A 23,899-nucleotide genomic window follows, 5' to 3' on the forward strand; every position below is an offset into this window, starting at 1 on the left:
TAGAAAGAGTTGGCAACCGCTACCTTGCCGCCGTTGCCTGGACTTGTTCCAAATTTCTCGCACGCACAATTCGATACGCTTTGATGATCGCATCGGCATCGATCTCCGCCTGTTCGAGATCGGTCTGATGGTTGCAGACCGAAAGCCGCATCACTTGCCGGCCGCGCCACTTCGCGCCTCCGGCGAACATACGGCCATCCCGCTGCAGTTCGGCGACGGTTTCGACCGTCATGGCATCGCCTGCTTCGTCCCCGAGATGTCCGTCGAAGCGGATGATCGCCTGGTTGAGGACGACGTCATTGACGACGGCAATGCCAATTTCCTGCGTTACCAGTTCGGCAACCCGGCGGGCTGCGGCGCAGTTCCGCTCGACCATCGCGGCAATGCCTTCCCGGCCGAGATGCTTGATCACCGCCCAGGTGGCGAAGCCGCGCGCCCGGCGGGAAAGCTCCGGTACGTAATGCGACGGGTCGCGCTCGTCCTCCGCCGCCGCCGGCAAATAGCTTGCGGCGATTGTCATGGCGCGCCTGTGGACGGCTTCGTTCCTCACTATCGCATAGCCGCAGTCATAAGGTGTCTGAAGCCATTTGTGGCCGTCGGTCGCCCAGCTATCGGCAAGCTCGACACCGGTTGTCAGATGCCGGTGAGACTCCGTCACCTGCGCCCAGAGGCCGAAGGCGCCATCGATATGCAACCACGCTCCCCTCGCCTTGGCCATCGGAATGACCGCAGCGAAATCGTCGAAGCAACCGGTGTTGATCTGGCCGGCTTGCAGGACCACGATGACGGGCCCCTCCACGCTCGTGATTGCGTGCTCGAATTCCGGCACCACCATCCGCCCCTGCTCGTCCGTCGGTACGCGGACGACCCGATCGTGACCAAGACCAAGGAATTGCAACGCGGAAAACACCGTCGTATGGGCATCGTCGCCGATGATGACGCTGATCGGCGGCGCGCCGAACAGGCCCTTGCGATCGGCATCCCAGCCGGCCTGATCGAGGACAAAGCTGCGGGCGGCTGCGAGGCCGGTGAAATTTGCCATGGTGGCGCCGGTCACGAAGCCGACTGAAGCGCTGGATGGAAGCCCCAGCAACTCGACGAGCCAGCGGCCAGCGATCAGCTCCGCTGCCGCCGCAGAAGGCGTCGCGATATGGTTGCCGGCGTTCTGGCCCCAGGCGCTGGTCAGCATGTCTGCCGCGACGCCGACCGGATGCGAGCCACCAATGACCCAGCCGTGAAAGCGCGGACCGGTCATGGTGTGCAGGCCGGGTTCCGCCTTCTCGACGAGGTCGCGAATGACAGCATCCCCCGAGGTGCCCGTTTCGGGCAGCGGCTCGGAAAACACATCGACGCAATCGGCATACATCCGCCCCGGATGATGCGGCCGTGTCACTGAACCCTCGCGAAAACGGGCAGCCTCGCGCGCAGCCTGCGAAAAAAGAGCGGCGATATCCATGACGTCCTCCTGATGGGCATCGAAGCCTTGATCAGGAGTGTCCTTCAACTGCGTTGGAGCCGCAACCCGAAAATATTCAGGCGACAGCCTTGGCCAGCATCTTCTCCCGCGCGGCCCTTAGCCTGGCGAAATCGTCGCCGGCGTGATGCGAGGAGCGTGTCAGCGGGCTTGAGGCCACCATCAGGAAGCCCTTGGTATAGGCGACCGTCTCGTAGGATTTGAACTCCTCGGGTGTCACGAAGCTCATGACCTGATGATGCTTGCGGGTCGGCTGGAGATACTGGCCGATGGTCAAGAAATCGACATCTGCGACGCGCAGGTCGTCCATCAGTTGCAGCACTTCATTGCGCTCTTCGCCCAGGCCGACCATGATGCCTGATTTGGTGAACATGGTGGGGTCGAGTTCCTTGACCTGCTGCAAGAGCCGGATCGAATGGAAATAGCGCGCGCCCGGACGGACGGTCAGGTAGTTCGACGGCACGGTTTCGAGATTATGGTTGAAGACATCGGGCTTGGCGGCCACGACGCGTTCCAGCGCTCCGGGTTTGCGCAGGAAGTCCGGCGTCAGGATCTCGATCGTCGTCAGCGGCGAGGTCTCGCGGATTGCCCGGATCACCTGTTCGAAATGTTCGGCACCGCCGTCATCGAGATCGTCGCGGTCGACCGAGGTGATGACGACGTGGCTGAGCCCCATCTTCTTCACCGCCTTGGCGACATTGGCGGGTTCCTCACGGTCGAGCGCAAGCGGCCGGCCGGTCGAGACGTTGCAGAAGGCGCAGGCGCGGGTGCAGATCTCGCCCATGATCATGAATGTGGCGTGCTTCTTGTCCCAGCACTCGCCTATATTGGGGCAGCCGGCCTCCTCGCACACTGTGACGAGATTGTGCTCCTTCACCAGAGCGCGAGTCTCCTGATAGCCCTTGGACACCGGCGCGCGAACGCGGATCCAGTCCGGCTTGCGCAGCACCTCCGTATCGGGCCGGTGCGCCTTTTCGGGGTGCCGGACACGCTTGTCGAGGCTCATAGTGTCGAGAATGGTGACCATCAGATTTCCCGTGGACGCAAAAACGAGGCCGCAGCACCAAGCGCTGCGGCCTCATTTGAAATAGTTCTAAATTGAGCGGAGTTCAACCGCGCTTGAGCAGCCGCCCCAGCGCGATCAAGATGCAGGCGCCGATGAAGCCGATGATCAGATAGGCCAGCCAGCCCGTGTATCCGACGTTCAGCAGCGACGCGAGTATGAAGTTCAGAAGCGCCGCGCCGACGATGCCGAGAATGATGTTCATGAACAAGCCCATACTGGACTTCATGAACATTTCCGCGAGCCAGCCGGCCAGCCCGCCTATGATGATTGCCGCGATCCAGCCTACGCCATTGAGTTCCATGGAAAATCCCCGATTCTTGAGTGTCTGACACGTCAAGAACGCCGAAAGCAGGGAAAAGTTCCATCGGGCCGCTGGTCATCAGGCGTTCAAGGCCCTTCCATAGGCGTCGAGCACGCTTTCCTTCAGCGTCTCCGAAATCGTCGGATGCGGGAAGATCGTGTGCATCAGCTCTTCCTCGGTGGTTTCGAGGTTCATCGCCACGACGAAGCCCTGGACGAGTTCGGTGACTTCCGCGCCGACGAGATGCGCCCCCAGCAGTTCGCCGGTCTTCTTGTCGAAGATCGTCTTGACCATGCCCTGGTCCTCGCCGAGCGCGATGGCCTTGCCGTTGGCGACGAAGGGGAAGCGGCCGACGCGGATTTCGCGGCCTTGTTCCTTGGCTTTCGCCTCCGTGATACCGACCGAGGCAACCTGCGGATGGCAATAGGTGCAGCCCGGGATCTTGAGCTTGTCCATGGGGTGGACATTGGGCAAGCCGGCAATCCTCTCGATGCAGATCACCGCCTCGTGCTCGGCCTTGTGGGCGAGCATCGGCGGGCCGGCGACATCGCCGATCGCATAGATCCCCGGCACATTGGTCTTGCCGTAGCCATCGATGGCGATGAAGCCGCGGTCGGTTTTCACGCCCAGTGCTTCGAGACCGATATTCTCGACATTGGCCTGCACGCCGACAGCCGAGATCATCCGATCCGCCGTGATTTCCTGCGTCTTGCCGTCCTTGAGTTCGACGGTCGCGGTGATCGAGTTCGCAGCCTTGACGACCTTCGTGACCTTGGTGTCGAGCAGGATCTTCATGCCCTGCTTCTCGAACTGCTTCTTGGCGAGCGCGGAGATTTCGGCATCCTCGACCGGCATCACCTGCGGCATGATTTCCACGACAGTCACATCGACGCCCATGGTGCGGTAGAAGCTGGCAAACTCGATGCCGATGGCGCCGGAGCCCATGACGAGCAGCGATTTCGGCATTTCATCCGGCTTCATCGCCTCGAAATAGGTCCAGATCAGCTTGCCATCGGGCTCGATGCCCGGCAGAGCGCGCGGGCGCGCGCCGGTGGCGATGATGATGTGCTTCGCGGTATAGGTGCCCTCGCCCAGCGTGTTCTTCGGCAACGGCGCCTGCGGCTCGACCGGCTTCTTGGTGGTCTTGGCGACCAAGATTTCGCCGGGCTTGGTGATCTTTGCCTCGCCCCAGATCACGTCGACCTTGTTCTTCTTCATCAGGAAGCCGACGCCGCCGTTCATGCGCTGAGCAATGCCGCGCGAGCGGGCGACAATGGCCTTGAGATCGGGTGATACGGTGCCCTCGATCTTCAGGCCGTAATCGCCGGGATGCTTGGCATAGTGATAGATCTCGGCCGAGCGCAGCAGCGCCTTGGTCGGAATGCAGCCCCAGTTCGAGCAGATGCCGGCGAGATGCTCGCGCTCGACGATCGCGGTCTTCAGACCGAGTTGTGCCGCCCGGATCGCGGCGATGTAACCGCCCGGACCGGAACCGATAACAATGACGTCATAAGCGTTCGACATGGGTGCTTCCACTTCTTGGCAAATATTGGCGGGGCCTTGGCGACCCTCACATTCCGAGCATCATGCGGGCGATGGGCTCCAACCCGCGCCCGATGGCGGCGGTATTCTCGGCATCGAGATGAATGCCGTCGATCGGCGTCGTCTTCGCCACCGCGCCGGCGTCGAAGAAACCGCAACCGAGCTCGTCGGCGAGGTCGCGATAGACGGAAGCGAGGTGCTGGCTCTCGCCGATCCGGCCGGCAAACATCGGCCCGAGCAGCGGGTCGTCGGTCTCGCAGAACGGGGGCGGCGAGACGAGCAGGATTTCCGGCTCGCTCTCCATGTCCATCGGCCATGGATGATGGCGGATGATCTGAACCAGCCGCTTGATGCCATGGCCGACGATCACGGCATTGTTGGCGAAAACGGGCTTGAGGTCGTTGGTGCCGAGCAGGATGATGATCAGATCGAGCGGCGCGTGCGTTTCGAGGATGGTCGGCAGCAGGCGCGCGCCGTTGCGGTCGCATTCGGCGGTGTGGTCGTCATAGACCGTGGTGCGGCCGTTCAGCCCTTCCGGGATGACGCGGACGCCGTGACCGAGGCCCTTCTGCAGCACGGACGGCCAGCGATTTTCGTAAGCGTGGCGGGTGTCGTTTTCCGCATCCATGCCCCAGGTCAGGCTGTCGCCAAAGCAGAGAACTGTTTTCATTAGAGCTTTCCCCAAACCTTGGTGCATTTCAGGCCGGAAACGTCGGCAAGGCTGACGGTTAGCCCATCAACGTGCCTTGGCCAATTCCAGAACTGAACCATCGCGCTACCCAGCGCCAATCCGTGGCCGAAATCCCAGTCCGACAGCTTGGTCCGTGTCCCGCATTTGGGGCATTCGACCTCTTCGCCTCGACCTTCGTGATAGGCATCCAACGCCTCATAAATCGGCTTGCAATCTTCAGACTCAGTGTCGATCGCAATATGAACACGGCAATTCGGGCATGTGCCGGACTCCCACTCGTTCGATGCCTCGATGATCCGGCCCGTGCGAATGGCAACGCCGCGGGTGGTCAAGCTGCGCCAATTCGCATTATCCTTGATGAGAATCGACGCGGCGCGGGAACCCGGTACGTGCCCAACGCCGCCGCCCAACACATTATCGGCAGTCTCTTCCCCGATGATTTGCTCACCGACGAGATACGCAGTCACACGTCGGAAGTCGGCGCGGCCATCGTGAACCTTCGCCTCTCCGAACACATATGACTGAAAACTGTCCGACATGCCGGTTCTCCGAACTCACACCAGCATGCCCATCGGGTTCTCGACATACCGCTTGAACGCCCCGAGCAATTCCGCACCCAGCGCACCATCCACCGCGCGGTGGTCGGTCGAGAGCGTCACGGTCATCACCTGCGCAATCACCATCTGCTTGTTCTTCACGATCACCCTCTCCTGCCCGGCGCCGACCGCAAGGATCGTCGCATGAGGAGGATTGACCACGGCGGCGAAATTGGAAACACCCATCATTCCCATATTGGAGACCGAGGTGGTGCCGCCCTGATATTCCTCAGGCTTCAGCTTGCGTTCCTTGGCGCGCTTGCCGAGGTCCTTCATCTCGTTGGAGATGGCCGACAGGCTCTTGAGCTCGGCATGGCGCACGATCGGGGTAATCAGGCCGCCGGGGATCGAGACGGCGACGCCGACATCGGAATGCTTGTGCTTGACCATGTTGGTGTCGGTCCAGGAGACGTTGGCATCCGGCACGTCGCGGAGCGAGAGTGCGAGAGCCTTGATCACCATGTCGTTGACCGAAAGTTTGTAAGCCGGCTTATCATCCTTCTTCGGCGCCGCGTCATTGAGCTGGGCGCGGAGTGCCAGCAGCGCATCGAGCTCGCAATCGACCGAGACGTAGAAATGCGGGATCGTCTGCTTGGACTCGGTGAGGCGCCGCGCAATCGTCTTGCGCATGCCGTCATGCGGCACGAGTTCGTAGGAGCCCTCCTCGAACAGCTTGAGCACGGCTTCCTCGGAGGCACCCTTGGGAGTGGCTGCAGGTGCCTGTCCGGCGGAGGGAGCTGCGGTAGGTGCCGCCTTGGCGCCACCGGAGGAAACGGCCTTTTCGACATCCGACTTCACGACGCGGCCATGCGGGCCGGAGCCTGAAATGGCCGAAATATCGAGGCCGGCTTCCTTTGCGAGGCGCCGTGCGAGCGGCGAGGAAAAGGTGCGGTCGCCGGACTTGCTCTGGGGCGGCGAACCCATCGGGCTGGCAAACGCACCGCCGGTCACGACGTCGGATTTGGGTGCAGTAGCGGGCGCGGGCGTCGCGGCGGGTGCCGGAGCAGCCTCGGTCTTCGCCGGGGCAGCGCCACCGCCGGATGCGGCAGCCTTCACGTCCTCGCCTTCGCCGGCGAGGATGGCGATCACGGCATTGACCTTGACGCCTTCGGTGCCGGCGGGAACGACGAGCTTGGCGATCGTGCCTTCATCGACGGCCTCGACTTCCATCGTCGCCTTGTCGGTCTCGATCTCGGCGATCACGTCGCCTGATTTGACGGTATCGCCTTCCTTGACCAGCCACTTGGCGAGGTTGCCCTCTTCCATGGTCGGCGAAAGGGCTGGCATGGTAATATTGATGGGCATGACCTTGCCTCCCCGTTACTTGTAGCAGACGGCTTTGACCGCATCGACGACTTCGCCGACATTCGGCAGAGCCAGCTTTTCGAGATTGGCCGCATAGGGCATCGGAACGTCCTTGCCGGCGATGGTGATGACCGGCGCATCGAGATAGTCGAACGCCTCGCGGCTCACCCGGTTGGCGATGAAATCGCCGACCGACGACTGCGGATAGCCTTCCTCGACGGTGACCAGACGGCCGGTCTTCTTGACCGATTCGATGATCGCCGGCAGGTCCATCGGGCGGATGGTCCGGAGGTCGATCAGTTCGACATCGATGCCAATCTTTTCGAGCTCGGCGATCGCCTTGAGCGAATAGGTCATGCCGATGCCCCAGGAGACCATGGTGACATCCTTGCCGGCGCGGTGCAGCCGCGCCTTGCCGATCGGCAGCAGGAAATCGTCCATCTTCGGCACGTCGAAGGTCTGGCCGTAGAGGATTTCGTTTTCAAGGAAGATGATCGGGTTGGGATCGCGGATCGCGGATTTGAGCAGGCCCTTGGCGTCCGCGGCCGTATAGGGCTGCACGACCTTGAGGCCCGGAATGTGGCTGTACCAGGCAGCGTAATCCTGGCTGTGCTGGGCGCCCACGCGGGCGGCCGCGCCGTTCGGGCCGCGGAACACCATCGGCGCGCCCATCTGGCCGCCGGACATGTAGAGCGTCTTCGCGGCGGAATTGATGATCTGGTCGATCGCCTGCATGGCGAAGTTGAAGGTCATGAATTCGACGATCGGCTTGAGACCGGCCATCGCGGCACCGACGCCGAGACCGGCAAAGCCATGCTCGGTGATCGGGGTATCGACCACGCGCTTGGCGCCGAACTCCTGCAGCAGGCCCTGCGTCACCTTGTAGGCGCCCTGGTATTCAGCGACTTCCTCGCCCATGACGAAGACATCCGGGTCGCGGCGCATTTCCTCGGCCATGGCGTCGCGAAGTGCTTCGCGGACAGTGGTCGGGACCATTTCGGTGCCGGCGGGGATCGATGGATCGGCGGCAACGTCAGACTTCGGCTGGGCCGGAACGGGTGCGGAAGCGGACGGTGCCGGCGCCTCGCTTGCCACGGGAGCCGGAGCAGCTTCAGCCTTCGGGGCGGCCGCCTTGACGTCGGATGCGCTCTCGCCATCCTGCAACAGCACCGCGATCGGTGCGTTGACCTTGACGCCTTCGGTACCGGCAGCGACGAGCTGCTTGCCGAGCACGCCCTCATCGACGGCCTCGACTTCCATCGTCGCCTTGTCGGTTTCGATTTCGGCGATGACGTCGCCGGATTTCACGGTGTCGCCTTCATTCTTCACCCATTTGGAGAGGGTCCCCTCCTCCATCGTGGGCGAAAGCGCTGGCATGAGAATCTCTATCGGCATCTTGGTTCACCTGTGGATAGTGTGTGGCGGCAGGCGCCTTGAAAAGGAATCCGAATGAATGATGGAGCCGATGGCGGCTCCATCGCCTCACGCCTCGAGCAGAATATCGGTGTAGAGCTCGGAGACATCCGGCTCCTTGTCGGCCTGGGCGAAATCGGCGGCATCGGCGACGATGTCGCGAACGTCCTTGTCGATCGCCTTGAGATCGTCCTCGCTCGCCCACTTCTTCTCGAGCAGCCGCGCGCGGACCTGCTCGATCGGGTCGTGCTCGGAGCGCATCTTCTGCACTTCGTCCTTGGAACGGTATTTCGCCGGGTCGGACATGGAATGGCCGCGATAGCGATAGGTCATCATTTCCATGATCATCGGACCCTTGCCGCTGCGGGCGTGTTCCGCCGCCTCATCGGTCGCGGCTTTGACGGCGCGGACATCCATGCCGTCGACCTGCATGCCGGGGATGTTGAAGGAGGCGCCGCGATGGGAGAAATCCGTCTGGGCCGAAGCGCGGCTGACGGAGGTGCCCATGGCGTAGCGGTTGTTTTCCACCACGTAGATCACCGGCAGCTTCCAGAGCGCCGCCATGTTGAAGCTCTCGTAGACCTGGCCCTGGTTGGCGGCGCCATCGCCGAAGAAGGCACAGGAGATATTGCCGTTGCCGCGATACTGGTTGGCGAAGCCGAGACCGGTGCCGAGCGACACCTGGGCGCCGACGATGCCGTGGCCGCCGTAGAAGTTCTTCTCCTTGGAGAACATGTGCATGGAGCCGCCCTTGCCCTTGGACAGGCCGCCCCGGCGCCCGGTGAGTTCAGCCATCACACCGCGGGCACTCAGGCCCATGGCCAGCATGTGGCCGTGATCGCGGTAAGCAGTGATCATCTGGTCGCCGTCCTTCAGCGCCATCTTCATGCCTATCACGACGGCCTCCTGGCCGATGTAAAGGTGACAGAAGCCGCCGATGAAGCCCATGCCGTAGAGCTGGCCGGCCTTTTCCTCGAAGCGGCGGATCAGCAGCATCTCGCGATAGGCCTTGAGTTCATCCTTCTTGTCGAACTCGGCGATCGCTGGCGCCTTGGCCTCGCTTTTCTGAGTTTTGCCGGCGGCGGGTTTGCGAGCGGTCAGCGTCGCGGTCTTTCGCGTTGCCATACAATCCTCCCTTTCAAGCTTCGAATTGCGGGGGAGGATAGAGAATAAAATCTGATGCAGCAATGCCATAAATGCATGGCACACATTCGGATTAAGTCACTGAAATGTCATATAAATTCTTGAATTAACTAAGTTCAAGTTAAAACCAACTGCAATGCAGCATAAACTCATTGCGGTGCACACAATTGAATTCAACGACTTACTTGAAAATCACGATTTCATCGCTGCGCGAGACGTTGAGCGAGTAGCGCGCCTTCTCGTCGAGCATATCCTTCTCGAGCGATCCGTCGCTCATCAGCGAAACCTGGCGTTCGAGTTCGCGGCGCGCCTTGACCAGCCCATCCAGTTCGGCAACGCGCTCCAGGCGGCGGCGTTCGAAATCCTTCGCGGCATCCATGCCGAGGTCGCCGTGGACGATATGATAGCCGAAATAGGAGAAGAAACCGGCGGCGAGAACAGGGGTCACGAGACGCCCGAGATACCGCTTCTTATGCTGCTTGGTCCACATTGAAATGCCTTGATACGCAGTACGATGGAATCACCATGAATCAAAATGTTTAAGCAAGCGTTGACCATGAATCCGGGGCCAAAAATAAATCCGGACGGCATCGCTGCCACCCGGATTCATAAGTGATTCAAATTGCTTAGCTCTTGAGGATCGAGCGGCCGGCATAACGGGCGGCAGAGCCCAGTTCCTGCTCGATGCGGATCAGCTGGTTGTACTTCGCGGTGCGGTCGGAACGCGCCAGCGAACCCGTCTTGATCTGTCCGCAATTGGTGGCGACGGCGAGGTCGGCGATCGTCGAATCCTCGGTTTCGCCCGAGCGGTGCGACATGACGGCGGTGTAGCCGGCCTTGTGCGCCGTCTCGACGGCTTCCAACGTTTCGGTCAGCGAGCCGATCTGGTTGACCTTGACAAGGATCGAATTGGCGACGCCCATCTTGATGCCATCGGTGAGGCGCTTGGTCTGGGTGACGAACAGGTCGTCGCCGACGAGCTGGACCGTCTTGCCGCAGAGTTCGGTCAGCGTCTTCCAGCCGTCCCAATCGTCCTCGGCCATGCCGTCCTCGATCGAAGCGATCGGGTAGCGGGCTGCGAGATCGGCGAGATACTGGGCCATTTCGCCCGGGCGCCGGACCTTGCCCTCGCCTTCCATATTGTACTTGCCGTCCTTGAAGAATTCCGTGGAGGCGCAGTCAAGGCCGAGGAAGACGTCTTCGCCGGGGCGGTAGCCGGCCTTCTCGATCGACTTCATGATGAAATCGAGCGCATCCGGCGCGCTGGCGAGATTGGGCGCGAAGCCGCCTTCGTCGCCGACATTGGTGTTGTGGCCCCCGGCATGCAGTTCCTTCTTCAGGGTATGAAAGATTTCAGAACCCATGCGAACCGCATCGCGCAGTGTTTCGGCGCCGACCGGTAGGATCATGAATTCCTGGAAGTCGATCGGGTTATCCGCATGCGCGCCGCCATTGATGATGTTCATCATCGGAACGGGGAGCGTGTGCGCATTGACGCCGCCGACATAGCGGTAAAGCTGCAGGCCAGAGGCGAGCGCGGAGGCCTTGGCGACGGCGAGCGAAACGCCGAGGATGGCGTTGGCACCGAGGCGGCCCTTGTTCGGCGTTCCGTCGAGCTCGATCATCGCGGCGTCGATATCGCGCTGGTTTTCGGCTTCCATGCCGGAAATCGCTTCGAAGATCTCGGTGTTGACCGCCTCTACAGCCTTTTCGACACCCTTGCCGAGATAACGCTTGCCGCCATCGCGCAGTTCGACGGCTTCATGGGCGCCGGTGGATGCGCCCGAGGGAACCGCGGCGCGGCCCAGGCTGCCGTCTTCCAGAAGCACATCGACCTCAACCGTGGGGTTGCCGCGGCTGTCGAGAATTTCCCTGGCCAGAATATCGATGATGGCTGTCATGTGCTTATCCTTGTGGGTGATTGCGGAGTCGCGGATTTCATTAGACGAGATTTGCAAAATTACAATGGCAGCGCGGAAATTCGCCCTGACGGGAATGAGGCCGATTGCTCTGGCAGCGCCTGGCAGCCATTGACGCATGGGCGAGGTTTCTCAGCCCTACAACCAAGTATTAACCATAAAGTATTACTGTACTATCAGAGTATGGATTCGCATGCACGGGTCCGGAGGAACAAGAAAACATCGGCGCGCGGAAACGGCGCCATTGGGGGTCAACAAAATGGCGTTCACCATCGCGAAAAACCTTGTGATCGGCGGCATTGCGGTGTCGATCGCCATGTTTGCTTCATTCGGCTTGCAGCAGACCGCATTACAGCGCCTGAAGGTCAATGGGCCGGTTTATGAACAGGTGATCTACGGCAAGGACCTGATCGCCGATATATTGCCGCCGCCGCTATTCGTCGTCGAATCCTACATGCTGTCCTTCGAGGCGGGCGAATTTCCCGAACTGGCGGAGGCCAATCTCGCCAAGATCGCCAAGCTGAAATCGGCCTATGACGACCGCCGCGCCTATTGGAAGACCACGCGCCTGCCCCAATCCCTCAAGGATGAATTGAACAATGAAGTGATCGCCAAGGGCGACGCATTCTGGGCGGTGATGGACAACGAGATCATTCCTTCTCTCAAGGCCAAGGACAGCGCCAAGGTCGCTACTGCCACCGGCAATCTCAGGACGGTCTTTCATACGCACCAGGATGCGGTGGAGAAGCTGGTCACCAATTCCGATACGTTCCTGAAGGGCGAAGAGCGCAATGCGGCGGCGGAGGTCGAGACCTGGACGCTGGCAGCCGGTGCCGCCGCCCTGGGCGCACTCCTGCTTCTGATTTCGGGGCTTTATCTTCTGCGCCGCAAGGCGATCCTGCCGATATCAGGCATGGAGGCCTATATGGGCAAGATTGCGGATGGCGATTATTCCGCCGAAGTGCCCTACGCGGAGCGCAAGGACGAGATCGGGAAAATGGCGCAGGCAGTCGTGGTTTTCCGCCACAATTCGCTCGAGCGCAGGGAGATCCACCAGCGCGCCGCCGAGGCCAGGGAAGCCGAGATCGAACGCGAACGGCAAATGGCCGCGGAAAAGGCCGCCGACCAAGCCGAGCGCGACGACGTCATTCGGCATCTGACGGAGGCGCTCGGCGAACTGTCGCGCGGCAATCTCGAATACCGCATCGGGCAGCGTTTCTCGACGGCTTATGAAATGCTGCGCAACGAATTCAATGCGAGCCTGGACACGCTTTCTGCGTCGATGCGGGAGATTACCGACGCGACCGGCCAGTTGCGCAGTTCGTCGGCCGAAATCGCCAATGCGACCGACGATCTCTCGAAGCGCAGCGAAAAGCAGGCTTCGACCATCGAAGAGACCGCAGCGGCGTTGGAAGAAATCACGGCAAATGTGCAGAGCTCGTCCTCGCGGGCAATCGAGGCCAGCCGGATGATGGCCGAGACCAGCCAGGGTGCCGAACATTCCGCCGGGATCATGCGCGAGGCGATCACCGCGATGCAGAAGATCGCCGGTTCCTCGGGTCAGATCGGCCAGATCATCAACGTGATCGACGAGATCGCTTTCCAGACCAATCTTCTGGCTCTTAATGCGGGTGTCGAAGCGGCGCGTGCCGGGGAAGCCGGCAAGGGTTTTGCCGTGGTGGCGCAGGAAGTACGCGAGCTCGCCTCCCGCTCGGCCAATGCGGCGAAGGAAATCAAGGCGCTGATCTCGGCCTCGTCCGATCAGGTCTCGACCGGCGTGGCGCTGGTCAACCGCACCGGCACGGCGCTCTCGGAAATCGAGGGACAGGTGGCGAGGGTCACCGGACTGATCGGCGCCATCGTCACCGCCGCCCAGGAACAGTCGATCGCGATCGGCGAGATCAATGCCTCGGTCAGCACGATGGACGCGGTGACGCAGCAGAATGCCGCGATGGCGGAAGAGACCAATTCCGCCTGCCAGGGACTGAACGAGCAGGCCCAGGCGCTGGAGCGGATCATCGAGCGGTTCCGCGTTGCGAATGCCCCGGCCGGACGCCGAATTTCGCGCGCGGCCTGATATCCACTATTTCAAAGAACAAAGGCCGGCCCATGCGCCGGCCTTTTACCGTCAGGCAGCCTTGGCAATGTCATCGATAGCGATGAGCTTTTCCAGCAATGCCGGCATGTCTTCGAGGCGCACCATGTTGGGGCCGTCGGAGGGGGCGTTGTCTGGGTCCTGATGGGTTTCCATGAAGACGCCGGCGACGCCGACGGCAATCGCCGCACGGGCGAGCACCGGCACCATGGCGCGGTCGCCGCCTGACGAACCGCCCTGCCCGCCCGGCTGCTGCACGGAATGGGTGGCGTCGAAGATGACGGGTGCGCCCATGGCCGCCATGATCGGCAGCGAGCGCATGTCGGACACAAGCGTGTTGTAGCCGAAGGAGGCGCCGCGCTCGCAGAGCAGGATGTTGGGGTTGCCGCTGTCGTTCAGCTTGGCCAGCACGTTCTTCATGTCCCAGGGAGCCAGGAACTGGCCCTTCTTGACGTTGACGACGCGGCCGGTCTTGGCGGCGGCGACCAGAAGATCGGTCTGGCGCGATAGGAAGGCGGGGATTTGCAGGATATCGACGACTGGTGCCACCTCGGCGCATTGCTCTTCGGTGTGGATGTCGGTCAGCACTGGAAAGCCGTATTCCTTCTTCAGGTCCGCGAAGACTTCGAGCGATTTTTCCAGCCCGATGCCGCGCTTGCCAGTCAACGAGGTGCGGTTGGCCTTGTCGAAGGAGGACTTGTAGACCAGTCCGAGGCCGAGCTTGCCGCAGATTTCCACCAGTTTGCCAGCCATCATGAAGGCGTGGTCACGGGTCTCCATCTGGCAGGGACCGGCGATCAGCGTGAAGCGTCCTGTATTGGAGAAGGAGACCGCCTTGGCGCCCTCGCCGGCGGTGACGACTGCATTGGTTTTCGACATATCTCTCACTCCGAAAATGCGAAAAGGACGCCCTGGCCGGGCTCGTGCAGCACGACGATCATGCTGCGGGATTTCAAATGCAGGATGCCGGCCTCGACAAGCACCCGCTCGGTGACACGAATATCCGAGACCTTGAAGACGACCGCTTCACCACGCAGGCCGCGATCCGCCGACATCGAAAGGCCGAACAGCAGCCTCAGTTCAAGCGGATCGAACACCATGATGTCGGTGTTGGCAGCCTTGACCACCAGCACATCGACGTCATCGGCCACATTGTCCTGGCCGGTCACCGCCTGGAGATAGCCGGAGAAATCAAGCGGTTCCTGCTCGGATAATACCACGGTGCGGACGCCGATCACGCCATTGGCGTGCTTTTCCAGCGCGGAGCGATCGGATGGCGGCATGTTCACGCGTTCGCAGGTGAAGGCGAAGAAATCCGGTGCCCTGAGGTCGGCGGCGAAGGAGAGCCTGAAGCTCGCCGTGATCTCCGAGCCATCGGGAAATTTCATGATGCGCGAGAAGGCCAGCTGATCACCCGCCGAAATCCCCTCGGCCTTGAATGTTGCGTGGTCCGCATCGGCATCATCCGTGCCCATGACGATCGCCGACAGACCCTCGGGCCCGTTGCGGAAACGGAAGGCCCGGTCGCGGGCGGTGAACTGGTTGCCTGATTTAGCCGACGCTGCGCATTCCTCTTCGCTGGCGACGCCGAGCGGCTCGAGATAGGTCTTGTCGGCGAAGAAGACGCAGGCATTTTCGGTGCCGAAGGGATGGCGCGCATCGGCCGCGACCGTGAAGCCGAGCCGGGCCAGCCGCGCTCGCGCGGTCGCGATGTCGGTGACTGGAAGAACCAGATGATCGAGCGGGCGGACGGGCATGCGAGTCCTCCAGGATTTCGTCGCCGCCCTTTCGCATGATTGGGGCGATGGGATCAAGGGGAATGCGGTGGCGGGCGCGTACCACCTTTTGCCCCGCTCTCGCCCGGCGTGGTCGTGGCGCACCCCCCTCTGCCCTGCCGGGCATCTCCCCCACAGGTGGGGAGATTGGCTGGTAGCGCGAACCTCGCCCAAAATTGAATGTCGAGTGCTGAGCAACGGACGGTCAATCGAGGCGATGAGCATGCCACTTGCCATTCTCCCCACCTGTGGGGGAGATGCCCGGCAGGGCAGAGGGGGGCGAGCTTGCTCCAACGTAATTGAGTATCTTCATCTCCAACACACACCTCCGCATTCACGCGAGCCGTTCTGCCCCGTGTCTTGACCATGCACGTTCCCGATCCTCTTGGCTTGATATGAAGGATCGGCCGGGGCACGTCTCCGTGCCGGATTATATGACCGCTTTCGCGGCCGTTAAGACCGTCGCCGTGCCCCGTCAAACGGTGTCTCCACCCACGAACTCGCCAGCACTGCCCCCGTTGTCCCGCAGCCTTTGAGGAGCTGTGGGGAACGATCATGTGTGCGCTACAGCGCACGTCCGGGGCGAAACTCAGCCTTTCGGCTGCCGTCCCCAGAGGACTGGCCCTTCTCGCGGACGCCCCGCATGGAGCCTTGCGTCGCTTCCCCATGCCGGTCACCGGTCCCGCCTCGCCCTGACGCCTCAGGGTGTAGCCGATACGGAACGGCAGGGAGTATGGCATGGAAGGAGGGGTTTGGGAAGAAGAGTGAGGAATTTTTTCCTATTTTATATACCAACATATTGATTTTACGTCGAAGAAAGAAGCCGCCCCGCACCCCGCCCCACAAAGGGGGAGGGGCCAATCCGTGGCGTTCGTCCCGACCGAAGCACCGTCTGCATATGTTGCGATGAAGCCGGCGCATCTCCCACGACGTCATCCTCGGGCTTGTGCCGAGGATCTCGTATCCCATCAAATTAAATGATTTAAAACAAATATTTAGCTCGCGCGAATGTTCAACGCACCAGATCCTCGGGACAAGCCCGAGGACGACGTCGTGGGTGTCGTGAGCCTCTGCGCCGCGCCTCATGGGTCTTCAACAAACGCACATCCCTAGCCTGCGGGAAAGATGACGGGTTTTGCATTCTCGCACCAACTGCGATAGCGAATATTGCGGGAACTCATCCCGTCTCTACTCAGCAACCGGACACAGGAGGCTACCATGTCACGCAAGCGCATTCCCCTCCACGACGTGAGCTTTTGAGGTCACGTCCAAGCGACGCAAGTCGTTCCCATCCGAGACACGGGTGAAAACCGGGATCCGGGTGATCCGCGGCGATGTCGAGCTGATCGAAAAACTCGGCCGCAACGACCCCTGCCCCTGCGGTACACGGAGGCGGTTTCAAGAACTGCTGCCTGAAATCAGGGGATTATGATGGGTCGCTCCGGGATCATTATTTTTAGAGAGCGGTAAATCGAAATATCGGGTCCGGCGGCAACGCCGGCTCGTATTGCCTTGAATTGTTGCGCCGTGTCATATCACTTCCCCATGGCCTTCACGCTCCGTCAACTTCAGTATTTCATCGCCGTCGCCGAGAATGGTACCGTCAGCGGGGCGGCGCAGGCGCTATCGATCTCGCAGTCTTCAGTCACAGAGGCGGTCAAGGAGCTGGAGTCGGATCTCGGGGTGGCGCTGTTCGAGCGGCATTCGCGCGGGCTGACGATCACCCATGACGGGCATCAGTTTCTCCGGCATGCGCAAAATATCCTGACCCAGGTGTCGGACGCGCGGCGCAGCTTTTCCGGCAAGAACGACGAGATGAGCGGGTCGCTCAATCTCGGCGTGACCTCGCTGGTTGCGGGCTATGTGTTGTCGGACCTGCTCCGGCGCTATCGCCGCGCCTATCCCGGTGTCGATGTCACCGCGATCGAGGACAATGGCAGCTATCTCGAACACCTGCTGATCGGCGGCGAACTGGATATCGCGGTGATGACCATCTCGAACCTGCGCGACCGCATGGCGCTGCAGGCCGAGATCATCGAAACCTCGCCCTACAGGCTCTGGCTGCCTCTAGGCCACAAACTGGGCGGCGCGGATATCATCTCGGTCAAGGACATCGCGCAGGAGCCGCTGATCATGCTGACGGTGGACGAGATCGAGGAGAATACCGGCAAATTGCTCACCGCACTCGGCGCCAAGCCGCATGTCGCCTTCCGCACGCGATCGGTGGAGGCGGTGCGCAGCCTTGTGGCGACGGGGGCGGGCGTGGCGCTGCTGCCGGACCTCGTCTACCGGCCGTGGTCGCTGGAAGGTGACCGGATCGAGAGCCGGGATGTCTCGGGCGCGCTGCCGGTCGTGCAGGTGGGGCTGGTGTGGCGGCGGGGTTCTAGCCTGCCGGCGGCGGCGAAGGAGTTTCTGCGGGTGGCGGAGACGGCGCGGGCGGTCAGGGATCGATAAGGATCAGTGCTCGACATGCTCAGGTAGGAACATGTCGATATCGTCGCGAACGTTCTCGACATACTCGCAGTAACGAGCATCTTCTTCGACGATCTTCAACAATCTGAGCAGGTCATCTCTTGTGGCTTGCTTCTCCAGCCTCGCGATATCGGCAAGCGCCAGCAGGCTACAATTCACAACCACGTCGTCTCCGGTCTCCAACAGATACCGTACCTGATCCATGAGCCATTGATAATCATGTATATGATTTGCCGCGTCGATGATCGCATGAGCAATCGCGACGCTATCGCCATTGTTCAGTATCGACTGAAACTGTGATTTGGTTATCGGTTCCGTTGGCCTAAATTTCATGCCGTCTCCTCGACATGAAAAATACCGCCTTACGCAGGGAAGGCAAGGCCTTGATGATATCGGAAAATCCGATACCGCAATTCTGAATAAAGAATTTGCGAAAGCGGCGAAAAAGGGGCTTCATGTCATCCGTGGGAACAAATCCAAAAACGGGAGACGAGCATGAAGACTTTTCTGAAAGCCACAACGGCCCTCGCCATCGCCGCAAGCTTCACGACCAATGTCGTTGCCGCCGAAATGCTCAAGGAAATCGGGCCGGGTGAAGGCGAGGTTTCGATCGTCGCCTGGGCCGGCTATATCGAGCGCGGCGAAACCGACAAGGGCTATGACTGGGTCACCGATTTCGAAAAATCCACCGGCTGCAAGGTGACCGTCAAGACCGCCGCGACATCTGATGAAATGGTGACGCTGATGAATCAGGGCGGCTTTGACCTCGTCACCGCTTCGGGTGACGCGTCGCTCCGCCTCATCGCCGGTGGCAAGGTGGCGCCGGTCAATACCGCGCTGATCAAGAGCTGGAGCACGGTGGACGACCGCCTCAAGGATGCACCCTGGCACACGGTCGACGGCGTGCATTACGGCGTGCCCTACCAGTGGGGCCCCAATGTGCTGATGTACAATACCAAGGTTTTCGGCGACAAGGCGCCGGATAGCTGGGGCGTGGTGTTCACCGAGCAGAACCTGCCCGACGGCAAGACCAACAAAGGCCGCGTGCAGGCCTTCGACGGACCGATCTACATTGCCGACGGCGCGCTTTACCTGAAAGCGACCAAGCCGGAACTCGGCATCAAGGACCCCTATGAACTGAACGAAGCGCAGTATACGGCCGTGCTCGAACTGCTCAAAGGCCAGCGCTCGCTGGTCGGCCGTTACTGGCATGATGCGATGGTGCAGATCGACGACTTCAAGAACGAAGGCGTGGTGGCATCCAGTTCCTGGCCGTTCCAGGTCAACCTGCTCGAAGCCGACAAGCAGCCGGTGAAGTCCGTGTTCCCGAAAGAGGGCGCGACGGGTTGGGCCGACACGACCATGATGCATGCGGATGCCGCGCACCCCAATTGCGCTTATATGTGGATGGAGCACTCGATCTCGCCGAAGGTCCAGGGCGACCTCGCCGCCTGGTTCGGCTCGGTGCCGGCCGTTCCCGCTGCGTGCAAGGGAAATGCACTGCTGACCGACACGGGCTGCGCGCATAACGGTTTCGAGAACTTCGACAAGATCAGCTTCTGGAAGACGCCGGTCGCGAAATGCGCCAGCCAGGGCGAATGCGTGCCGTATCATCGCTGGACGAATGATTATATCGCGGTGATGGGCGGGCAGTAAGGCTTGTCACGAGGGGCGAGACCGAAGAACTTCACCCCTCACCAACTACGGCCAAGGGTTCACTGCGTTCACCCGGCCTGCGTATCCTCTCCCGCAAGGGGAGAGGTAGAGCCGCAGCATTCTACCTCTCCCCTTGCGGGAGAGGATAGGAAGTCCGCGTGAGCATAAGCGAACGCATGGACGCGCTTGGTGAGGGGTGCCCCTCGCGCATCACAACTTCACGGAGACCCCCATGACCCCGGCAGTCACATTCCGCGCCGTGTCGCGCCATTTCGGCCAAGTGAAGGCGGTCGACCAGGTCAATCTCGAGATCGCCGAGGGTGAGTTCTTTGCCATGCTGGGTCCGTCCGGCTCTGGCAAGACGACGTGCCTGCGGCTGATCGCCGGCTTCGAGCAGCCGACCAGCGGCGAGATCGCGATCTTCGGCGAGAATGCCAATGGCGTGCCGCCGTGGAAGCGCAACGTCAACACCGTCTTCCAGGATTACGCGCTGTTTCCGCATATGAGCATCCTCGACAATGTCGCCTACGGGCTGATGGTCAAGGGCGTGGACAAGGCGGCGCGGCTGAAGGCGGCCGAAGAGGCATTGGCCATGGTTGCGCTCCCCGGCTATGGCGAGCGGAAAGCCGGCCAGCTCTCAGGCGGCCAGCGGCAGCGGGTGGCGCTGGCGCGCGCGCTGGTCAACAAGCCCAAGGTGCTGTTGCTCGACGAACCGCTCGGCGCGCTGGACCTGAAACTGCGCGAGCAGATGCAGGAGGAACTCAAGACGCTGCAGAAGGCGCTCGGCATCACCTTCGTCTTCGTCACCCATGACCAGGGCGAAGCGCTCTCGATGGCCGACCGGGTCGCGGTGTTCAACAATGGCGGCATCGTTCAGGCGGGCACGCCCGAGGACATCTACCAGCGGCCGGCGTCGAAATTCGTCGCGGATTTCGTAGGGTCGTCCAACATCTTGCCGCCGGATTTTACCCAGAGACTGACGGGCACGCGCGCATGGTCGAGCGTACGGCCAGAGACCATCAATCTCGGTGCCGCGAGCGGCGATACGCTGGGCATATCCGGCACGCTCGCGGCGCGCAGCTTCCTGGGTTCGGTGACCCGCGTGGGCGTCGATGTCGAGGGAATGCGGCTGCATGCCAACCTGCCGGCAGCGGCGACACTGCCGGCCGAGGGCGAAACCATCGCGCTCAACTTTTCACGCGCCGCGCTGCATACGTTGGGTGATGCGGCATGAGCACGGTCACCTCACCCGCCGTGTTAGCCAGGGAGGATGGCGCCGTTGGACGGTTGTCGGCGACCTTCTGGCGCCGGCCGAAGCTGCTGCTGGCTCTGATGCTGGCGCCGCCGCTGCTGTGGCTCGGCGTGATCTATATCGGCTCGCTGTTCGCGCTTCTGGCGCAGAGTTTCTTTTCGCTCGACGACTTCACCGGACAGGTGAAATATGAGCTGACATTGTCGACCTATGCGCAGCTCTTCCGCCAATCCAATTTCGACATCATCGTGCGTACTGTTGTGATGGCGGCGCTGGTGACGATGGTCTCGGCGATCATCGCCTTTCCGATCGCCTATTACGCCGCGCGCTATGCCAAGGGCCGGTGGAAGGCGCTGTTCTATCTCGGCGTGACGCTGCCGCTGTGGTCGAGCTATCTGGTGAAGATCTATGCCTGGAAGATGATCCTCGCCAAGGAAGGCATCATAAGCTGGGTGTTCGCGAAACTGTCGCTGACATGGTTGCTGGAAGCCTATCTGGCGCTGCCCATCGTCGGCGGCAACTCGCTGTCGATTAGTTATACCGGCACGCTGCTTGTCTTCGTCTATGTCTGGCTGCCCTATATGATCCTGCCGGTGCAGGCAGCACTGGAACGGGTGCCGGGCAACCTGATCGAGGCGAGCTACGATCTCGGGGGGGCGCCCAAGCAGACCTTCCGCCATGTTCTGCTTCCGCTCGCGTTGCCGGGCATCATCGCCGGCTCGATCTTCACCTTCTCGCTGACGCTGGGCGATTACATCATTCCCGGCATCATCGGCTCGTCGCGGCTTTTCATCGGCCAGGCGGTCTATACGCAGCAGGGCACCGCCGGAAACATTCCCCTCGCCGCCGCCTTCTCGGTGGTGCCCATCATCATCATGGCCTTCTATCTGTGGATGGCGAAACGCCAGGGGGCTTTCGATGCGATCTGACAAGATGAATTCCGCCCCCCTCGCCTTGAAGCTCGCCGCTGGTGCAGGCCTGCTGTTCCTGTCGCTGCCGATCCTGCTGATCTTCGTCTACGCGTTCACGACCGAGGAAAAGAGCTTCAAATGGCCGCCGCCGGGCTTCACGCTGCAATGGTTCGGCCGTGCCTGGGATAGGCCGGATGTGTGGGCGGCGCTGTCGCTGTCGGTTCAGGTCGCGGCGATCGCCACGGCGGTCGCCCTGGTGCTCGGCACATTGTGTGCGGCGGCCGTCGCCCGATCGAATTTCTTCGGCAAGGAGGCGATTTCGCTGCTCGTCATCCTGCCGATCGCGCTCCCCGGCATCGTCACCGGCATCGCATTGCGCTCGGCCTTCGGGATCATGGAGATCCCCTTCTCGTTCTGGACGATCGTGCTGGGTCACGCGACCTTCTGCGTGGTGGTCGTCTATAACAATGCGGTGGCGCGGTTCCGGCGCATGTCCGGATCGTTGATCGAAGCGAGCTATGATCTCGGTGCCAATGGGTTCCAGACTTTCCGCTACGTGATCCTCCCGAATATCGGCACGGCGCTGTTGGCAGGCGGCATGCTCGCCTTCGCGCTCTCGTTCGACGAGGTGATCGTCACGACATTCACCGCCGGCCAGCAGACGACGCTGCCGATCTGGATGCTGGAGGAACTGATCCGACCACGCGAGCGCCCCGTGACCAATGTCGTAGCCATGCTGGTGGTGCTGGTGACCTTCCTGCCCATTCTGGGCGCCTATTATCTGACCCGAGACGGCGCGGAGACCGCCGGATCCGGAAAATGAGCGAGGAGTAAGACCATGGATACGCAGATGCTGATCGGTGAGAAATTCGAAGCCGGGACCGAGATGGAGGAGCAGATCCTCAACCCCAAGACCGGCGAGACCGTGCTCGCGCTGCCCGAGGCCTCGACATCGCAGATCGATGCCGCCGTGGATGCCGCCGAGAAGGCCTTCACCACCTGGTCGGAGACCACGCCGGCGCAGCGCTCGAACTACCTGCTCAAGATCGCCGACGCGATCGAGAAGGATGCCGAAGGTTTCGCGGCGCTCGAATCGCTCAATTGCGGCAAGCCGATCAATGCGGTGCTGAACGACGAAATCCCGGCGATCGTCGATTGTTACCGCTTCTTCGCGGGCGCCATCCGCTCGATGCATGGGCCGGTGGCGGCGGAATACCTGCCGGGCTTCACCTCGATGGTCCGCCGCGATCCGGTCGGTATCATCGGCTCGATCGCGCCGTGGAACTACCCGCTGATGATGGCGGCCTGGAAGCTGGCGCCGGCGCTGGCCGGCGGCAACACGATCGTCATCAAGCCCTCGGAACAAACGCCGTTGACGACGCTGAAGCTCGCCAAGGTGTTCGCCGACATCCTGCCCGAGGGCGTCGTCAATATCGTCCTCGGCCGTGGCGAGACGACCGGCAACTACCTGATCAATCACCCCAAGATCAACATGGTGTCGATCACCGGCGATATCGCCACCGGCAAGAAGGTGCTGGCGGCGGCCTCCAAGACCGTCAAGCGCACGCATCTGGAACTCGGCGGCAAGGCGCCGGTGATCATTTTCGACGATGCCGAGATCGACGAAGCCGTCTCGGCGATCCGCACCTTCGGCTATTATAATGCCGGGCAGGATTGCACGGCCGCGTGCCGCATCTATGCGCATGGCAAGATCTACGAGAAGTTCGTCGCCGACCTCGCAGCTGCCGTCTCCACGATCAAGTTCAACCAGGCCGACGACACGGAAAACGAGATCGGGCCGCTGATTTCCAAGCGCCAGCGCGACCGCGTGTCGAGCTTCGTCGAACGCGCCGCCGAGCTCGGCCACATGCAGATCGCCACCGGCGGCAAGAACGGTTCCGACAAGGGCTTCTTCTTCCAGCCGACCGTCGTGGCCGGTGCGAAACAGGACGACGAGATCGTGCGCCGTGAAGTGTTCGGTCCAGTCGTGTCGGTGACCAAGTTCGGCGATGACGACGATGTCATCGGCTGGGCCAACGACAGCGACTACGGGCTGGCCTCGTCGGTCTGGACCAAGGACGTGTCTCGCGCGATGAAGGCAGCGGCCAAGCTGCAGTACGGCTGCACCTGGGTGAACACGCATTTCATGCTCACCAACGAAATGCCGCATGGCGGCGTCAAGCAATCCGGCTACGGCAAGGACATGTCGATGTACGCGCTTGAAGACTATACGGTGGTGCGGCATGTTATGATCGCACATTGATATCGAGAGAGTTCGGAATGGGTGA

Annotated in this window: 22 protein-coding genes; 8 read left to right on the forward strand and 14 right to left on the reverse strand. The window is 61.5% G+C overall.

The features are described 5' to 3' along the window. Nucleotides 1–19 precede the first annotated feature (19 nt). The 11 genes from ACSQ26_RS11340 to eno form a co-directional block, all read right to left on the reverse strand. Nucleotides 20–1,456, reverse strand: a complete 1,437-nt coding sequence (locus ACSQ26_RS11340) for a pyridoxal phosphate-dependent decarboxylase family protein (protein WP_436008777.1) — start codon at nucleotides 1,454–1,456, stop codon at nucleotides 20–22. Nucleotides 1,457–1,532: 76 nt separating this feature from the next. Continuing rightward, nucleotides 1,533–2,501 (reverse strand): lipoyl synthase, encoded by a 969-nt coding sequence (lipA, locus tag ACSQ26_RS11345; protein WP_436008779.1) that lies wholly within the window; start codon nucleotides 2,499–2,501, stop codon nucleotides 1,533–1,535. 82 nt (nucleotides 2,502–2,583) lie between these two features. Continuing rightward, nucleotides 2,584–2,841 carry a GlsB/YeaQ/YmgE family stress response membrane protein gene (locus tag ACSQ26_RS11350; RefSeq protein ID WP_436008781.1) on the reverse strand — a complete coding sequence of 86 codons (258 nt, stop codon included), beginning with the start codon at nucleotides 2,839–2,841 and terminating at the stop codon, nucleotides 2,584–2,586. 78 nt (nucleotides 2,842–2,919) lie between these two features. Further along, entirely contained in the window at nucleotides 2,920–4,365 is a 1,446-nt protein-coding gene (gene lpdA / locus ACSQ26_RS11355) for a dihydrolipoyl dehydrogenase (RefSeq protein WP_436008783.1), read from the reverse strand. Nucleotides 4,366–4,411: 46 nt separating this feature from the next. After that, entirely contained in the window at nucleotides 4,412–5,053 is a 642-nt protein-coding gene (locus ACSQ26_RS11360) for an SGNH/GDSL hydrolase family protein (RefSeq protein ID WP_436008785.1), read from the reverse strand. Then, a complete protein-coding gene (locus tag ACSQ26_RS11365; protein ID WP_436008787.1) occupies nucleotides 5,053–5,613 on the reverse strand; it encodes a hypothetical protein in 561 nt (186 codons plus the stop codon). The genes ACSQ26_RS11360 and ACSQ26_RS11365 overlap by 1 nt, the downstream gene beginning before the upstream one ends. 15 nt (nucleotides 5,614–5,628) lie before the next feature. Continuing rightward, complete coding sequence (locus tag ACSQ26_RS11370) at nucleotides 5,629–6,975, reverse strand: pyruvate dehydrogenase complex dihydrolipoamide acetyltransferase (RefSeq protein ID WP_436008789.1); 1,347 nt, start codon at nucleotides 6,973–6,975, stop codon at nucleotides 5,629–5,631. A 15-nt stretch (nucleotides 6,976–6,990) separates the two neighbouring features. Beyond that, nucleotides 6,991–8,370 carry a pyruvate dehydrogenase complex E1 component subunit beta gene (locus tag ACSQ26_RS11375; protein ID WP_436008791.1) on the reverse strand — a complete coding sequence of 460 codons (1,380 nt, stop codon included), beginning with the start codon at nucleotides 8,368–8,370 and terminating at the stop codon, nucleotides 6,991–6,993. Between the two features lie 87 nt (nucleotides 8,371–8,457). After that, nucleotides 8,458–9,513 carry a pyruvate dehydrogenase (acetyl-transferring) E1 component subunit alpha gene (gene pdhA / locus ACSQ26_RS11380; RefSeq protein WP_436008793.1) on the reverse strand — a complete coding sequence of 352 codons (1,056 nt, stop codon included), beginning with the start codon at nucleotides 9,511–9,513 and terminating at the stop codon, nucleotides 8,458–8,460. Between the two features lie 199 nt (nucleotides 9,514–9,712). Further along, the gene (locus tag ACSQ26_RS11385) at nucleotides 9,713–10,021 is read right to left on the reverse strand and encodes an FtsB family cell division protein (protein WP_258161899.1); all 309 of its coding nucleotides are present in this window, start codon (nucleotides 10,019–10,021) and stop codon (nucleotides 9,713–9,715) included. Nucleotides 10,022–10,157: 136 nt separating this feature from the next. Then, nucleotides 10,158–11,432: a phosphopyruvate hydratase gene (eno, locus tag ACSQ26_RS11390; RefSeq protein WP_436008795.1), complete on the reverse strand. Its 1,275-nt coding sequence runs from the start codon at nucleotides 11,430–11,432 to the stop codon at nucleotides 10,158–10,160. Between the two features lie 277 nt (nucleotides 11,433–11,709). Here eno and ACSQ26_RS11395 point away from each other — a divergent pair, with 277 nt between their 5' ends. Then, nucleotides 11,710–13,527, forward strand: coding sequence for a methyl-accepting chemotaxis protein (locus ACSQ26_RS11395; protein ID WP_436008797.1), 1,818 nt, complete (start codon nucleotides 11,710–11,712; stop codon nucleotides 13,525–13,527). 51 nt (nucleotides 13,528–13,578) lie between these two features. Here the strand turns inward: ACSQ26_RS11395 and kdsA are convergent, their stop codons facing one another. Both kdsA and ACSQ26_RS11405 read right to left on the reverse strand, forming a co-directional pair. Next, on the reverse strand, nucleotides 13,579–14,424 hold the full coding sequence (gene kdsA / locus ACSQ26_RS11400) for a 3-deoxy-8-phosphooctulonate synthase (RefSeq protein ID WP_436008799.1): 846 nt from the start codon (nucleotides 14,422–14,424) through the stop codon (nucleotides 13,579–13,581). 5 nt (nucleotides 14,425–14,429) lie between these two features. Further along, entirely contained in the window at nucleotides 14,430–15,302 is an 873-nt protein-coding gene (locus tag ACSQ26_RS11405; protein WP_436008801.1) for a VOC family protein, read from the reverse strand. Nucleotides 15,303–16,641: 1,339 nt separating this feature from the next. Between ACSQ26_RS11405 and ACSQ26_RS11410 the strand changes: the two genes are divergently transcribed. Continuing rightward, on the forward strand, nucleotides 16,642–16,752 hold the full coding sequence (locus tag ACSQ26_RS11410; RefSeq protein WP_436015216.1) for an SEC-C metal-binding domain-containing protein: 111 nt from the start codon (nucleotides 16,642–16,644) through the stop codon (nucleotides 16,750–16,752). 113 nt (nucleotides 16,753–16,865) lie between these two features. Continuing rightward, entirely contained in the window at nucleotides 16,866–17,774 is a 909-nt protein-coding gene (locus ACSQ26_RS11415) for a LysR substrate-binding domain-containing protein (RefSeq protein ID WP_436008803.1), read from the forward strand. Nucleotides 17,775–17,777: 3 nt separating this feature from the next. On the opposite strand, the gene ACSQ26_RS11420 is transcribed toward ACSQ26_RS11415, so the two are convergent. Then, nucleotides 17,778–18,125 (reverse strand): hypothetical protein, encoded by a 348-nt coding sequence (locus ACSQ26_RS11420; RefSeq protein WP_436008805.1) that lies wholly within the window; start codon nucleotides 18,123–18,125, stop codon nucleotides 17,778–17,780. A gap of 162 nt (nucleotides 18,126–18,287) precedes the next feature. On the opposite strand from ACSQ26_RS11420, the gene ACSQ26_RS11425 reads away from it, so the two are divergent. The 5 genes from ACSQ26_RS11425 to ACSQ26_RS11445 all read left to right on the forward strand — a co-directional run bounded on the left by ACSQ26_RS11425 (nucleotide 18,288) and on the right by ACSQ26_RS11445 (nucleotide 23,874). Further along, nucleotides 18,288–19,448: an ABC transporter substrate-binding protein gene (locus ACSQ26_RS11425; protein ID WP_436008807.1), complete on the forward strand. Its 1,161-nt coding sequence runs from the start codon at nucleotides 18,288–18,290 to the stop codon at nucleotides 19,446–19,448. Nucleotides 19,449–19,680: 232 nt separating this feature from the next. Next, nucleotides 19,681–20,682 carry an ABC transporter ATP-binding protein gene (locus tag ACSQ26_RS11430; protein ID WP_436008809.1) on the forward strand — a complete coding sequence of 334 codons (1,002 nt, stop codon included), beginning with the start codon at nucleotides 19,681–19,683 and terminating at the stop codon, nucleotides 20,680–20,682. Beyond that, complete coding sequence (locus ACSQ26_RS11435; RefSeq protein WP_436008811.1) at nucleotides 20,679–21,629, forward strand: ABC transporter permease; 951 nt, start codon at nucleotides 20,679–20,681, stop codon at nucleotides 21,627–21,629. Before ACSQ26_RS11430 ends, ACSQ26_RS11435 begins: the two co-directional genes overlap by 4 nt. Continuing rightward, on the forward strand, nucleotides 21,619–22,434 hold the full coding sequence (locus tag ACSQ26_RS11440) for an ABC transporter permease (RefSeq protein ID WP_436008813.1): 816 nt from the start codon (nucleotides 21,619–21,621) through the stop codon (nucleotides 22,432–22,434). The genes ACSQ26_RS11435 and ACSQ26_RS11440 overlap by 11 nt, the downstream gene beginning before the upstream one ends. A 15-nt stretch (nucleotides 22,435–22,449) precedes the next feature. Beyond that, on the forward strand, nucleotides 22,450–23,874 hold the full coding sequence (locus ACSQ26_RS11445) for a gamma-aminobutyraldehyde dehydrogenase (RefSeq protein ID WP_436008815.1): 1,425 nt from the start codon (nucleotides 22,450–22,452) through the stop codon (nucleotides 23,872–23,874). The last annotated feature ends 25 nt before the right edge of the window (nucleotides 23,875–23,899 follow it).

This window comes from Rhizobium sp. LjRoot254 (assembly GCF_964254105.1).
Classification (GTDB): domain Bacteria; phylum Pseudomonadota; class Alphaproteobacteria; order Rhizobiales; family Rhizobiaceae; genus Rhizobium_E.